The organism is Chryseobacterium sp. JK1 (genome assembly GCF_050632815.1).
GTDB lineage: Bacteria > Bacteroidota > Bacteroidia > Flavobacteriales > Weeksellaceae > Chryseobacterium.
In genome coordinates this window covers 654,584-668,257 of the sequence record NZ_JBODRU010000002.1, presented here as the reverse complement: position 1 = coordinate 668,257, position 13,674 = coordinate 654,584, and the positions used below count along the sequence as shown (strand labels likewise).

Annotated in this window: 14 protein-coding genes; 8 read left to right on the top strand and 6 right to left on the bottom strand. The window is 34.3% G+C overall.

The genetic code is table 11. The features are described from left to right. Positions 1-39: 39 nt before the first annotated feature. The gene (rmuC, locus tag ACQ76T_RS16055; protein WP_431344298.1) at positions 40-1,548 is read left to right on the top strand and encodes a DNA recombination protein RmuC; all 1,509 of its coding nucleotides are present in this window, start codon (positions 40-42) and stop codon (positions 1,546-1,548) included. A 62-nt stretch (positions 1,549-1,610) separates the two neighbouring features. Here the strand turns inward: rmuC and ACQ76T_RS16050 are convergent, their stop codons facing one another. Continuing rightward, on the bottom strand, positions 1,611-2,363 hold the full coding sequence (locus ACQ76T_RS16050) for a T9SS type A sorting domain-containing protein (protein ID WP_431344297.1): 753 nt from the start codon (positions 2,361-2,363) through the stop codon (positions 1,611-1,613). 432 nt (positions 2,364-2,795) lie between these two features. Here ACQ76T_RS16050 and ACQ76T_RS16045 point away from each other — a divergent pair, with 432 nt between their 5' ends. The 4 genes from ACQ76T_RS16045 to ACQ76T_RS16030 all read left to right on the top strand — a co-directional run bounded on the left by ACQ76T_RS16045 (position 2,796) and on the right by ACQ76T_RS16030 (position 6,443). Next, a complete protein-coding gene (locus ACQ76T_RS16045; protein WP_431344296.1) occupies positions 2,796-3,827 on the top strand; it encodes a helix-turn-helix domain-containing protein in 1,032 nt (343 codons plus the stop codon). Positions 3,828-3,927: 100 nt separating this feature from the next. After that, positions 3,928-4,773: a LytTR family transcriptional regulator DNA-binding domain-containing protein gene (locus ACQ76T_RS16040; protein ID WP_431344295.1), complete on the top strand. Its 846-nt coding sequence runs from the start codon at positions 3,928-3,930 to the stop codon at positions 4,771-4,773. Positions 4,774-4,863: 90 nt separating this feature from the next. After that, the gene (locus ACQ76T_RS16035; protein WP_431344294.1) at positions 4,864-5,655 is read left to right on the top strand and encodes a CPBP family intramembrane glutamic endopeptidase; all 792 of its coding nucleotides are present in this window, start codon (positions 4,864-4,866) and stop codon (positions 5,653-5,655) included. Between the two features lie 20 nt (positions 5,656-5,675). Beyond that, entirely contained in the window at positions 5,676-6,443 is a 768-nt protein-coding gene (locus tag ACQ76T_RS16030; RefSeq protein ID WP_431344293.1) for a TrmH family RNA methyltransferase, read from the top strand. A 145-nt stretch (positions 6,444-6,588) separates the two neighbouring features. Here the strand turns inward: ACQ76T_RS16030 and ACQ76T_RS16025 are convergent, their stop codons facing one another. Then, positions 6,589-6,918 carry a hypothetical protein gene (locus ACQ76T_RS16025; RefSeq protein ID WP_422694538.1) on the bottom strand — a complete coding sequence of 110 codons (330 nt, stop codon included), beginning with the start codon at positions 6,916-6,918 and terminating at the stop codon, positions 6,589-6,591. Positions 6,919-7,101: 183 nt separating this feature from the next. Between ACQ76T_RS16025 and ACQ76T_RS16020 the strand changes: the two genes are divergently transcribed. Beyond that, on the top strand, positions 7,102-8,283 hold the full coding sequence (locus ACQ76T_RS16020; RefSeq protein ID WP_431344292.1) for a hypothetical protein: 1,182 nt from the start codon (positions 7,102-7,104) through the stop codon (positions 8,281-8,283). Next, the gene (locus ACQ76T_RS16015) at positions 8,267-8,848 is read left to right on the top strand and encodes a hypothetical protein (RefSeq protein ID WP_431344291.1); all 582 of its coding nucleotides are present in this window, start codon (positions 8,267-8,269) and stop codon (positions 8,846-8,848) included. Before ACQ76T_RS16020 ends, ACQ76T_RS16015 begins: the two co-directional genes overlap by 17 nt. Here the strand turns inward: ACQ76T_RS16015 and ACQ76T_RS16010 are convergent. Beyond that, positions 8,797-9,372 carry a 5-formyltetrahydrofolate cyclo-ligase gene (locus ACQ76T_RS16010; RefSeq protein ID WP_431344290.1) on the bottom strand — a complete coding sequence of 192 codons (576 nt, stop codon included), beginning with the start codon at positions 9,370-9,372 and terminating at the stop codon, positions 8,797-8,799. The two genes, ACQ76T_RS16015 and ACQ76T_RS16010, sit on opposite strands and share 52 nt — an antisense overlap. A 20-nt stretch (positions 9,373-9,392) precedes the next feature. Continuing rightward, the gene (locus ACQ76T_RS16005; protein ID WP_431344289.1) at positions 9,393-10,745 is read right to left on the bottom strand and encodes a rhodanese-related sulfurtransferase; all 1,353 of its coding nucleotides are present in this window, start codon (positions 10,743-10,745) and stop codon (positions 9,393-9,395) included. A gap of 422 nt (positions 10,746-11,167) precedes the next feature. On the opposite strand from ACQ76T_RS16005, the gene ACQ76T_RS16000 reads away from it, so the two are divergent. Next, on the top strand, positions 11,168-12,706 hold the full coding sequence (locus ACQ76T_RS16000; RefSeq protein WP_431344288.1) for a trypsin-like peptidase domain-containing protein: 1,539 nt from the start codon (positions 11,168-11,170) through the stop codon (positions 12,704-12,706). 76 nt (positions 12,707-12,782) lie between these two features. On the opposite strand, the gene ACQ76T_RS15995 is transcribed toward ACQ76T_RS16000, so the two are convergent. Then, a complete protein-coding gene (locus tag ACQ76T_RS15995) occupies positions 12,783-13,238 on the bottom strand; it encodes a hypothetical protein (RefSeq protein WP_431344287.1) in 456 nt (151 codons plus the stop codon). Further along, a complete protein-coding gene (locus ACQ76T_RS15990; RefSeq protein WP_062700765.1) occupies positions 13,238-13,618 on the bottom strand; it encodes a RidA family protein in 381 nt (126 codons plus the stop codon). The genes ACQ76T_RS15995 and ACQ76T_RS15990 overlap by 1 nt, the downstream gene beginning before the upstream one ends. Positions 13,619-13,674: the final 56 nt, after the last annotated feature.

Here is a 13,674-nt window from a genome sequence, read left to right as displayed (position 1 = left end):
TTCCATACAAACTTCCCGCTTTTTTCATAATTTTGGAAGATGGAGATGATATATTTACTTACTGGATGTATTGCCGGCGGATTACTGGGGGCGGTTATTTTATATTTTGCCTTAAAATCCTCAATGGTTTCAAGAAACAGGTATGACGAGCTGAACAGCTTCTTTATTAAAAACAAATCTGATCTGGAGAATGCAAACCTGAAAATACAGGAACTTACTCAAAATCTCACCAAAGAAAAAGAATCCAATCTTCTTCAGCAGGATTTGTTTGACGATCTTAAAAACGAGTTTTCTAAAATCTCTGCTGAATATTCTTCTATGAACCTCCAGTTTCAGGAGTTAAAACAAAACAATCAAAGACAATCCTCACAAATTGATAATCACATTATTGAAAAACAGGGACTTTTTGCTAAAAATTCAGAATTATCTGCAAAAAATGACAATTTACAGAAATCTTTAGATACCCAAAAAGAAGAGATCATCAAAATACAGGAGGAATCAAAACTTCAATTTGAAAACCTTGCCAATAAAATACTGGAAGAGAAAACAGAAAAGTTTACTACTTTAAATCAAAATAACTTAAAAAATATTCTGGAGCCTTTTCAGGAGAAAATAGCCGATCTCAAGAACAAGGTCAACGAAGCATATGAGAAAGAAAACAAAGAACGTTTCTCTCTGGCTGAAAAAGTAAAAGAACTCGCGGAACTCAATCAGCAGATTTCTGATGATGCCAAAAAGCTAACTCGTGCCTTAAAAGGAGAAAGTAAAACACAAGGAAACTGGGGAGAAATGATCCTCGAAAGTATTCTTGAAAAATCCGGACTGGTAAAGGGAAGAGAATATTTTCTGGAACACGAACTTCGTGATGAGGATAACAATGCTTTGTTCTCAGAATTTTCCGGTAAAAAAATGCGTCCGGATGCTGTAATAAAATATCCTGATGAAAGAAATGTGATTATCGATTCCAAAGTATCTCTTACTGCCTTTACAGATTTGGTAGATGAAACAGATCCTGATGTATATGCTATAAAACTGAGTCAACATCTGGGATCTATCAAAAACCATATTTCACAGCTAAGCCAAAAGGCTTATGATGATTATGATAAATCGATGGATTTTGTTATGATGTTTATTCCAAGCGAACCAGCCTATATTGCAGCGATGCAGGCAGACCCTAATCTTTGGAACTTCGCTTATGAAAAAAGAATTCTGCTACTGAATCCAAGTAATCTCATCACTTCCCTGAAACTGATTGCCGATTTGTGGAAGCGGGAATACCAGAACAGAAATTCAATGGAAATTGCTGACAGAGGGGCAAAGCTGTATGATAAGTTTGTTGGTTTTGTAGAAAATCTCGAAAAAGTAGGACGAAATTTAGATCAGGCAAAGAATGTATACAATGATGCCTTCAAGCAACTTCATACAGGGAATGATAATCTTGTGATACAGACTCAAAAATTAAAGTCTTTGGGAATTAAGAATAAGAAAGATTTACCACAGAGCCTTATCGACAGTTCTCAGAATACACTGGAAACCTTCAATGAATAAAAAATATGATTCAGGCCCGATATCGGGACTGAGTCATATTTTAAAATAGTTAATTTGTCTTTTTATTTTTTAATAAACTTAACTGATCTTCCATTTTCAAGTTTCAGAACATATACTCCGGAAACTAAATAATGAACATCAATTTTTCCATTTTCGGAAATATTCCCTTCGTTCGCCTGGTTGCCTGCAACAGTATAAATAATATACTTTTGCGTTTTCTCTACGCCAGCAACCTGAATGAAATCAGTAGCGGGATTAGGATATACAGACAATTCTTTTTGCTTCGCTTTTGCCTCCTGTGTTCCTAATGTTCCTGCAAAAAAGCTAACCGGAGCACTAAAATTCTGCACCCCTTGTCCGCTCGCTTGAGCTGTTCTCCAGCTTATGGTATAAGGTCCAGCATTGGAAGGATTTTTAATAAGTCCTGAAATCACAACCTTAATTTGCGCTCCCGCCGGAATTGACAAACCTGGAGAAGCACCATCTACAGATAGCTGCACTCCTCCGTCCCAGCTTCCTCCCAATTTAAAAGAAGTAGAGCATGGATATGTTACGCCATTCACTTTAAAAGTAACGTAAGGATCTAGATTGTTGGATCCAGACACTACTAAAACCTGTGGAAACCCCGGAGGAAGTGCACAGTAAAATACGTTAGGTGTTGTAGTTCCTTTTCCAATAGCCACTGTAGTTGTGTAATCAAATGTGTACACTGCTGATTGCCCCACTCCTGTATCACTCACCGTTACTGTTTGTGCTTTTGAAAGTGACATACCAAATAGCAGATTAATCATTGCAAAGTAGAAAAATTTCTTCATAAATTCTTTTTTTAAAAGTTGATTGTATAATAAAAGGCTATTAGTTTCTATAATTATTTTTCATCATTCAATGTTATTGAAATAAGATCTCGTCTTATTACATCATTAATGTGTTGTTTAGAATCTGAAAGAACAAAGGCGCACTTCATGCAAACGCCCACTGTCATTATGTTTCTGCAAAATTATACTTTATATAGATTCGTATATTCTGTCCTAAAATCATATTAAAAAAATGATTTAAAGTGATGTATTATACTGTATTTTAATTCCTTAAATCAGTCATTTTATGAAAATGATTAACAATATTTTTTCGGACAAAATCCAAACGCCTTTCTGTAAAAATTTAATCTAATTATTTTATTTTGTATAAAAAAATTTACAGACTATATTTGCCGCTTCTAAATAATGAATAAAAGCTGAAGGCCTGCTGCGATGAGAATTACTCAATATTACAACAACAGAATACATACGTTAAAGAAACAGCTTATTGAGACCTATTTATTCATTTTACTTATTTTTCATATTATCTCTATTTATATTTATCTGTTCTGGCTGAAGAATACTTTTCCTATTTATTATTTCGCTGCTGCACTGGTATTTTATATTTATTCTTACATATTAATAAGAAGGAATTTTAATATTTCGAGAATTGTCATTGCTTATCTTCACTTCAGTTCTCTGCATATTTCCCTTATCATTCTCAATTTTATTGACGATTCCATCGTAGGATTCATGTGGCTGATTCCAATGCCGGTATGTGCTTATGTTTTTCTGAAAAGAAAAATGGTTGTTTATTTCATGTTTTATACCATCATCCTTATGTTGTTTATTATGGTATATGCTAAATATTTTGACCATCATTTCTACAATTACGACAGAAAATATCTTAGACCGACCAATGCTGCAACTGTGATTGCCAATTTTTCTCTTATCTGTCTGTTTATATTCTACAAACTGAAAATAAGCCATTTAGAAACCACGGCTTTTGAATATAGCATCAAAAGAAAGATGAAAGAAAAGCACAATTTGAAACCTATTGCCATCGGAAATCATGAATATCCCGCTGAGCTTTCTGGCAGGAGTAAAAACGAATTGATGATAGATCATCATAAGCTTGAAAATCTATTTATGGAACTGGACCGGTATATTATGTATAATAACTACTTCACAAATCCCTCTATAAAAATTTCCAGTTTGTGCTCTGATTTGAATACCAATGTCAACTATTTATCCAGAGCAATAGACCATAAAGGGTATAAAAACTTCAACCAATACATCAATTCATTGCGAATCGATTACGTAAAAAATCTTATAGAAAAATCAGATTTGACGAAGGTGACTTTAATGTATATTTATACTGAGGCCGGGTTTACAAGCCAGGCAACTTTCAACAGAGTTTTTAAACAGTTTGAAGGTACAACGCCCAGCGATTACATTACGAGCCTGATACCTTCTCATCAATAATGAATTTTCATAGAAACTTTGTTCTAAAAGAAAGTCTGTTTAATCGGTAATTTTATCTAATTTTATAGAAATTGGTAACAATATATCCAACTATATTCAGATGGCACTTTTTCCTTTCCTGTCTTATTCTTATCCAAAATCGGAATCCTTTAGAGAAATTTTTATTTCGTCTTTAGGTGCGGGTATTGCAGTCTATTTATTTCTAATTATTTTTCAACCTTTCGGTACGGAAAACTTTCATCATCCTTATAAATATTCTTTACTTTTTCCTTATTGTATTATTTTTACTTTTCTTTTTTTTGTTGTCAGTATTTTTACTTCTCGTTTCAATTATTGGAATATTGGCACTGAACTTTTAAAGATAATTACCGTTCTGTTTTTAGGTTCTGTATTATCTTATTTCTACAATTCTCTATTTGTCAGCCATGTTGAATTCAGTCTTGGCAATTATTTTTATATGCTTCTCTATTCTCTAGCCCTAGGAATTCCTGTTTCTGCTATATATATTCTTGCACGTTATATTTATTTAAAAAATTTACATGAAAATACGGCCAGAAAGATTTCTCAGCAACTTACCACCGAAACCAATGTACCACCAGTAAGACTTCTGAAAGTATACAATAATACAACTGAACTCATCATTGGCGAAAGCGATTTTTTATGTGCAGTGTCTATGGAAAACTATTGTAATCTTTATTTTTTAGAGAACGGTAAAATACAAAAGCAACTTATTAGAATAAGTTTATCCAATATTTTAAAACAGATTGAAACAGATTCAATTAAAAAGTGTCACCGTTCTCATATTGTAAACCTCAGAAAAGTAAAGAATCTGAATGGAAATGCGCAGGGATATAAATTAATTCTTCCAGAAATTGACTTTAAGATTCCTGTTTCAAGAAGTTTTATACCTGATATCATTCCTCAATTGCAACAGAAAAAATATTAAAACTTGCCATTCGTCACTATTCTTTGCCATTGATCACTTTACATCAAATTCATTGATTTAAAGCTACATTTTTGCACAAAAATATTTGATATGCACAAAAACGTACGCTTCTTCACCATTTTTATTCTGGGATTTATTACCTACTACCTTTTTGATCTTTTTTGCTTCAAAAGTATACAAACCTTCGTCAGAGAATCATTACACAGCAAAGCTCTAGCACATGTTGCAGCGTACTCAGTCACAATGATTCCGTTGATCATTACTTTAAAAATTTTATTTCCAAAGAAGGAAATTGTCGTTCTTTTTTCATTAGATCAGTCTATTATAAAAGGGCTCACAATCTCTTTTATAGGGACACTTCCTATGCTTATTGGATATTCAATATTTTCAAATCTCGCGGAAAAATTTGATTTTGAATCATTGTTCATTAACACCCTATCTTCGGCTTTTTTTGAAGAGCTTATCTTCAGGGCATTTCTTATTGGTATACTCCTTCGATATACAAAATTGGGGTTCATTTCTTCGTTACTTTTCGCTTCACTATTATTTGCTCAGGCTCATCTTTACCAAAGCCATAATATAAAAGAAGCTCTTGAAATACTTACAATTACCTTTTTAGGATCTGTATTATTTGCCTGGGTGTACACAGAGTGGAACTTTACGATATGGGTTTCTATATTTTTACATTTTTTCATGAATCTTTATTGGAATATTTTCGATATATCAGATAATGCAGCAGGAAATACCCTTGGAAATATTTTCAGATTTTCGTCGGTTATTCTTATCATTTTAATGACTATTTATTATAAAAAAAGAAAAAACATCCCATTTCGGGTCACCTGGAAAAGCCTTTTTATAAAATCCGGAGAAGTACAATCATAAATTTTGCATAATTTTGCGGCATGTTGATAGAAAGTTTTCAAAACGATAAGATAAAAAATGTCACTAAGCTTCTTACTGATAACAGATTCCGTAAAAAATCTAAGGTTTTCGTAGTAGAAGGACAACAAGAAAATGAAAGAGCTCTGCATTACGATTTCATACCGGTAGAATTCTTTATCTGTGAAAATATCTTTAAAGGAAATATTCCTGATGGAAGAATTCATTATGTGAGTGATAAAGTATACGAAAAAATTGCTTACAGAGGAAGTTCAGAAGGTATTATCGGAATATATGAAGCTAAAGAAACTCTACTTTCTTCCTTTACTCCTAAAAACAATTCTACCGTTATCATTGTAGAAGGTGTTGAAAAACCTGGAAATCTTGGTGCTATTTTAAGAAGTTGTGAAGCATTCGGGATAGATGCCCTTATTGTAGCTGATGGCAAAACAGATTTTTACAATCCTAATGTAATCCGATCCAGTGTAGGCTGCCTTTTCGGAATGGAAGTTTATCAGGCTGAAAATGAAGAGACACTTAAATTTCTTCAGGATAACCATTTCAATATCTACACAACATTGATGGATGAGACGGCGGAAGATCTTTACAAAAGAGATTTTACACAGCGCTCGGCGGTATTATTTGGTACAGAACATTCAGGATTGAGTGATTTTTGGATTGGAAAAGGGAAAAACACCCTTATTCCTATGGCCGGAAGTATAGATTCTTTAAACCTAAGCAATGCTGTAGCCATTACATGCTATGAATCTTTAAAACAAAAGAAAGGATAAATTCTTTTCATAAGTATAAAAAATCCCCGAAGTAGATATATTACTTCGGGGATTTTATTTTAAAAAGGACTTTCTTAAAGATAAGACCTAAAAAAACCGTTTCACTGGGTGAAACGGTTCCTTTATTTTTAAGCTTAAGCTAAAATTATTTCTTAGCAGCATCTTTAGCAGCATCAGCAGCTCCTTTAGCAGCATCAGCAGCTCCTTTAGCAGCGTCAGCAGCTCCTTTAGCAGCATCTTTAGCAACTTCAGCACCAGCAGCAGTTGTAGCAGCAGCAGCATCTTTAGTAGCACCTACAGCAGCAGTTGCAGCAGAATCAACAACTTTAGCAGCAGAATCTGTAACTACAGCAGCAGAATCAGCTACAGTAGCAGCAGCAGAATCAGTTGTACCTTCAGTAGCTGTAGCTTCAGTTTTTTTACAAGCAACTAGAGAGATTGCAGCGATAGCAGCTACGAATAATGACTTTTTCATAATAAATTAAATTTAATTTTGTTAATATTGTTTTATAAAATTTTATTCTGTTCTGTTATTTGAACAAGACAAAGGTAGAGCAGTTAGAAAATTTGTTTATGAAAAATAATTGTAATACCTTTGTAAAATAGTTTTACAAAAAAACATAGCTGATAATCAATAATTTAATTATTTTTTGAAAAATTGACAGATTTAGATCTATTACACTTTGAGCAGTTAAAAAAGGATGTTCAGGGTCAATACTTAAAAGAATATACCCCATCACAGGATGATATTTCCAAGTGGAAGGGTATAGACATCATCTATTTTCAGGAGGACCTTCGAAAAAAAGCGAAAGGGAACATCAGTGAAAAGTCTTTTTACACCTACTTCAAAACTTCACCCGTTACCAAATTGCCAAGAATTGACATGCTCAATTTATTGAGTATTTATGCGGGATACGACTCTTGGTACGAATTCAAAAAGCAGCATCTTTTTGCCGGAGAATTACTTCAGGAAAGTGAAAATCTTGAAGAGGAAGAAATCAATGAATTGGAAAAAACAGTTGCGTCAGCTCCTGAACTTCCAAAAAAGGAGATTCAGCCACAAAAAACAGACTTGAACCCTCAGGAAAACACTGATTTACAAAAAACAAACCCTGAAAATCAACCAGTTAAAGAAAAAAACAAACCAACTCATGAGATTGAAATTTCGACGGCTGTTCCAAAGAAAAATTTCTTTAAAAAGAATGCCTGGGCATTTGTTACTTCTGTTCTGATTGCGATAACAGGTTTATTAGGATTTAAGGATGTACTTTTTTCAAAAACGTATAAATATTGTTTTATAGATAAAGACAGAGGGGTTTCTGTCATTAATACATTAGAAATAATGGTTGTTAAAGAAAATGAATCTCCATTAATGTATAAAATAAAGCCTGGAGAGTGTTTTTATTATTCCACCAAGGACAAAATTTTAAAAATGAGGATCAGCGCTCCTTTCTACGAACCACTGGAAGTGAACCGAAATCTTGAAAACGCCCCTGAGGAAGAGAAAATAGAACTTAAACCTGATGATTATAAGATGGCAGCCTATTATTTCTCCATTAAAGACATCAAAGGTGGAAACAATGAAGAACAGATTGCTCTGATCAAACAGAAAAGGAATCAGCTTGAAAACCTAATCAGCAACAATGCTATCATCTATCAGGTTTATGACAACAATACTTATGGTATCGAAAGACTGGACAAACAGAAATACATCACACTCGTAACAACTCCTACAACTTCATTAAAGAATCTGAGCGTAATAGAAATGAAAAAGGATGTTAAAGGTAAAATCGTCTCTATCAAATTTAAAATTGCCTCCACAGATGAAAAGAATAAATAATTTTTTAATTTTCACGGTTATTCTGGCATTATTTGTTGCCTGTAATAATAAAAAGACAGAAGCCAGCGATATTGAAAAGCTACGCAATAATAATAACACTAAAAGTTATCCTGCTGTACAGATGGACAGCATGCAGGCCATCAACTCTATTACTAAACAGAAAGTACAGGAACTTCTGGACCTCTCAACCCTCTATATAACGGGTAACAGAAACACAGAGGTTGATTCTTTTATTTATTCCCAAATGGAAAGCTATTTCCACAAACCAGATTCTATGACCTTCAGGAGAATGTTCAAGGAACTGGATAGTTTGAAAGTGAAAACGGCAAAAGTAAACGACCTTAATGTATATAAGGAATTTTATAAGAAAGACACCCTGGATTTTGCCAAATTCAATGTAGAATATTTTGACGATAAGAATAAATCGCTGGGAAGTTTTGAAAAGAATGCACAGTATATTCTACTATCAACGTCCAAGCTTAAAAGGGAATTTAAGTTTTATTTTCTAGATTTTTATTCCAAACCATTAAAGAAAGACAGTACTTCTACGGGAGTAACCAAATAGTCCAGCGGAATATCATTTTCCCAGACATCATCAACATATTCATCGGGGTCAAAGTAATTGACTCCGATTTTTTTTGTTTCCAGCGGCACATTTTGAAAAAGACTATCGTAAAAACCTTTTCCGTACCCTACTCTATTGCCTCTCATATCACAATACAGCAAAGGAGTGATCACATACTGGAAGGCATTTTCACCCGAATCTTCATTAGAAACCGGTTCTAAAATCCCCCAACTGTTTACTTCATACTCGGTATTTTCAAAAACTTCGATACTTATTAAATGATTTTCAACAATTTTAGGGACAAAGACCCTGATTTTTTGCGTTAAAAAATAGTGGATGAAGATTTGTGTGTCAATTTCCTTAAACTTTTTAATAGGAATAAAAACATGCACTTTATCGCCTTCCTGAGGTTGAAAATAAGAAAGAAAATTGCTGAAAATCTTTTCAGATAACAAGAAAGCCTCATCTACTGACAAGGCTTTTCTTTTTTGAGTATATATTTTCCTAAGTTCAGCTTTTAACATCACAAATAGGTTTGGGTAACTTATATAATTTTATAGATTTTATCAGATAAGCGAACTCTGAACGGAAGTTCAAAAGTAATCTGATCTCCAGGTTTTGCGGTTTCACAAGGACCTCCGTTTGCATAAATTTCAGTAATCGTAACTTCCTGTTCTCCGGTAGTAGGTCCTGAAATCAAAACTCTATCTCCTACAGAAAGTTCATTATTTTCAATTAAAAACTGTGCAATTTTTGATTTTGAGAAATAATGCTCTGCTTTCCCCAAGAATGTCTTTTTAACCGCAATTTTCTGACGGATATTTTTGTTTTCAGCTTTTGCAAGAGTCTTTGTGGATAAATCTCCGGAGTTTTTAAATTTCAAAGCCTCAGATTTTCCTTTTCTGAAAACTTTATTTCCAACCTGCAATCCTTTTCTTAATTCCACCTGTTCTTCCCAAGGCAAATGAATAGTATCAAGACATTCTGTAGAACAACAGTTTTCCATTGCTGCCTTACATTCATCACACTGGATGAAGAGTAAATGACAGGCGTCATTTGCACAATTGGTATGATTATCACAAGGTTTTCCACACTGGTGACACTGCGATATAATATCATCCGTAATTCTTTCACCTAATCTATGATCGAACACGAAGTTTTTACCAATAAACTTACTTTCAATACCTTCTTCCTTTATCTGTCTGGTATATTCAATGATTCCTCCTTCCAGCTGATACACATTTTTGAAGCCTTGATGTTTGAAATAAGCGCTCGCCTTTTCACAACGAATTCCACCTGTACAATACATCAAAAGGTTTTTATCTTCTTTGAAATCCTGTAACTGATCGTTGATAATTGGTAAACTCTCTCTGAAGTTTTCCACATCCGGAGTAATAGCCCCTTCAAAATGCCCTACTTCACTTTCATAGTGATTTCTGAAATCTACAACAATCGTATTAGGATCTTCAAGCATATTGTTGAACTCCTGAGCTTTTAAATGGATTCCTTTATTAGTCACATCAAAAGTTTCGTCATTCAGTCCGTCAGCTACTATTTTATTTCTGACTTTAATGGTCAGTTTTAAAAAGGAGTAATTGTCCTGGTCTACCGCTACATTTAAGCGGATTCCTTTCATAAAGTCATATACTTCAAGCGTATTGCGGAAAGCCTCAAACTGATCCGCAGGAACACTCATCTGAGCATTAATACCTTCATGAGCAACATAAATACGGCCAAGGGCATCAAGGGCATTCCAGGCTATAAATAAGTCGTCGCGAAATTTTTTGGGATCTTCAATTTTGGCATACGCATAGAAAGACAATGTAAGACGGTCCTTACCAGCTTCATCAATAAGTTGAGCTCTTTCTTCTGCGCTTAATGTGTTATACAGTTGCATGCTATAAACGTTTTAAGTGAGAAAAATTTTTGCAAAGATAAGAATTTTTCAATTAAGTATATTTATAAGGAGAATTGGCATGAAGATACACCAACCAAATCCCTATTTTATTTCGAAAGAAAAAGTAAGATTACAAAGTAAATTATTGCACAATGACATGACAAAAACAGGAGAGTGGCATTGTATTTTCTATATTATAAACTTATATTTCAAAGACAAAAAGTGACAAATTTGCTTTAAGTTTTTTTTAAGTTTTGTTAACGCTGCCATTAACAATTATGACATAATGCATAAATTGACACAATAGCAGTTAAATTTTAGTTAAAATTGAAACATAGCATACTAATTGCTTACTTATTTAACATTAAATTTGTTTACTCAAAAACATAAATAAAATAATTAATAAAAAAGAAAGATATACAATGAAGAGTACTTTAAAAAAACTATTACCATTTGCAGTAGTGGGAGTTGTCTCAGGAGCTACTACCGTTGGAGCTATACAATATTTCGGACATACCTCCAACAACGGAGATCAATCTTATTTCACAGCCGCTGCTCCTACAGCATCATTTGTAGGAATGAACACAGGCGCAGTAGGTGATGATTTTGTAAAAGCAGCCAAAACAACCGTTCCGGCTGTAGTTACCATCAAAAATTACCAAAGCAGAACAGCAAGCAGAGCTTCTGAACAGGATCTGTTTGACTTTTTCTTCGGAGATCCTTTTGGAGGTAGAGGTCAGCAAAGGCAAAAACAGCAGCAGCAGCAGCAGACACCTGACAATATGCCTTCGGGAATGGGTTCAGGGGTTATTATTTCTCCGGACGGATATATTATTTCCAACAATCACGTCGTAGCTGGAGCTAATAAGCTGGAGGTTGTATTAAGCAACAAAAAATCATATATCGCAACATTGGTAGGTACTGACCCTAACACGGACATTTCACTATTAAAGATTGAAGAAAAAGGCCTTCCTTATCTGAATTTTGCCAACTCAGACAATATTGAAGTAGGACAATGGGTGCTTGCAGTAGGAAATCCGCTGGGATTGAATTCTACGGTTACAGCAGGTATTGTTTCTGCCAAAGGAAGAGGAATCGGAATTTTAGGAAGCCAGGGTAAAGCGGCTAACCCAATTGAAAGCTTTATTCAGACCGATGCAGCCATCAATCCAGGTAACTCTGGAGGAGCATTGGTAAATACGGCTGGAGACCTTATTGGTATCAACTCAGCGATTCAGTCTACGACAGGTTATTATCAGGGATATGGATTTGCTGTTCCTGCCAATTTAGCCAGAAAAATTGTAGAAGATATCAAGAAATTCGGAATCGTACAAAGAGGTTTCCTAGGGGTTCAGTCTTTAGACCTATCTAATGATCAATTAGTAGCATCTTACAACAAACAGTATAAGACTAATCTTAAAGTTGGATCCGGAGTATATGTTACAGGATTTGGAGAGAAAAGCGGAGCTGAAGATGCAGGCTTGAAAAAAGGAGATATCATCACCAAGATAGACAACTACTCAATCACAGACTTTGCGGATCTTTCTATGTCTATTGGAAGCAAACGTCCTGGTGACAAAGTTCAGGTGAGCTATTTAAGAGATGGAAAAGAATCTACAACAACCGTTACTCTTAAAGACCAAAAAGGTGGAACTTCTACCAAAACAAAAGCTGACCTTACTGTAACAGAAAAAATAGGTGCTGAATTTGATCCTCTTACGGAGCGATTCAAAACAGAATACGGTCTAACGAGTGGTGTAGTTGCCAAAAACGTTTCTGAAGGTGGCGAAATGGCCAAAATTGGAATTGTAGATAACTATATCATCATCGAGGTAAACGGCAAACCTGTCAACTCACAGAAAGATGTTGAAAAAGCATTGGACAGATACCAAGGAAATGTACAGGTGAAATTTGTAGATGACTACGGAAGAATTTATACTAAAGGATTTAAAATGCCTTAATCAAAAAGAAACAAAATTAGTTTTCATATCAACAAAAAAAGCGCTGCAGAATTCTGCAGCGCTTTTTTTGTATTTTCTATTTAGATTTATTCATTTTTTCAGCGATTCTTTTCTTCTTATTCCGCTCATAAATTATTTCTACAATTTTACCTCCAATCCAGGAAAATGGAAAGAAAGTAAGGAAAATAGAAATCTTATAGAATGTAGGATGATAAGGAAAAATAATCACATCCAGCATTGCTATAAAAAGCATAATAAAACCGATAAGAATGGCATAGGCTACTTTGGCATATTTAACGATGATCGCTGTTGCCACACCACCAATGGTAGTTCCTAATCCGGAAATAAACAACAAAAATCCGAAGAATGCCTTATCATCTTTCATACTGAAGAGAAATCTCTGCCAGTGCTCAAACGGGGCAAAAGCTTCAAAAGTAACCCATTGCGGAAAAACCCTTATACCAAGAGTAATAATAAGCCCAGCAATACCAAGGCCCATCAACACCGCAATTGTATTTCTTATAAAGTTCATTAATCCTGATGTGCAATCATAGAAATTTCAATATCCACATTTTTAGGCAGGCAAGAAACCTGAACGGTTTCACGTGCAGGATAGCTGTCGGCATCCAGATAAGAAGCATAAATATCATTCATCACTGCGAAATCATCCATACTCTTAAGGAAGATGGTAGCTTTTACCACATTTTTAAAAGTCATTCCCGCTTCAGTAAGGATAGCCTCCAGGTTTTTCATTACCTGGTGCGTTTCTTTTTCAATTCCCTCTACCAGTTTACCAGTTGCAGGATCTACAGGAATCTGCCCGGAAATATACAAAACTCCGTTTGCCATATTAGCTTGTGAATAAGGCCCGATTGCTGCAGGTGCATTAACTGTGTTGATTATTTGTTTCATTAATTAGATTTTATTTTGGTTGCAAATATAAAATTTATATTCTCAAATCCCAATCT

Bases quoted from the DNA above. Each gene is read 5' to 3' on its own strand.
- ACQ76T_RS15995 (WP_431344287.1), bottom strand. From the start codon at position 13,238: ATGAACTTTATAAGAAATACAATTGCGGTGTTGATGGGCCTTGGTATT.
- rmuC (WP_431344298.1), top strand. From the start codon at position 40: ATGGAGATGATATATTTACTTACTGGATGTATTGCCGGCGGATTACTG.
- ACQ76T_RS16000 (WP_431344288.1), top strand. From the start codon at position 11,168: ATGAAGAGTACTTTAAAAAAACTATTACCATTTGCAGTAGTGGGAGTT.
- ACQ76T_RS16010 (WP_431344290.1), bottom strand. From the start codon at position 9,372: ATGTTAAAAGCTGAACTTAGGAAAATATATACTCAAAAAAGAAAAGCC.
- ACQ76T_RS16045 (WP_431344296.1), top strand. From the start codon at position 2,796: ATGAGAATTACTCAATATTACAACAACAGAATACATACGTTAAAGAAA.
- ACQ76T_RS16030 (WP_431344293.1), top strand. From the start codon at position 5,676: ATGTTGATAGAAAGTTTTCAAAACGATAAGATAAAAAATGTCACTAAG.
- ACQ76T_RS16050 (WP_431344297.1), bottom strand. From the start codon at position 2,363: ATGAAGAAATTTTTCTACTTTGCAATGATTAATCTGCTATTTGGTATG.
- ACQ76T_RS16025 (WP_422694538.1), bottom strand. From the start codon at position 6,918: ATGAAAAAGTCATTATTCGTAGCTGCTATCGCTGCAATCTCTCTAGTT.
- ACQ76T_RS15990 (WP_062700765.1), bottom strand. From the start codon at position 13,618: ATGAAACAAATAATCAACACAGTTAATGCACCTGCAGCAATCGGGCCT.
- ACQ76T_RS16015 (WP_431344291.1), top strand. From the start codon at position 8,267: ATGAAAAGAATAAATAATTTTTTAATTTTCACGGTTATTCTGGCATTA.
- ACQ76T_RS16040 (WP_431344295.1), top strand. From the start codon at position 3,928: ATGGCACTTTTTCCTTTCCTGTCTTATTCTTATCCAAAATCGGAATCC.
- ACQ76T_RS16005 (WP_431344289.1), bottom strand. From the start codon at position 10,745: ATGCAACTGTATAACACATTAAGCGCAGAAGAAAGAGCTCAACTTATT.
- ACQ76T_RS16035 (WP_431344294.1), top strand. From the start codon at position 4,864: ATGCACAAAAACGTACGCTTCTTCACCATTTTTATTCTGGGATTTATT.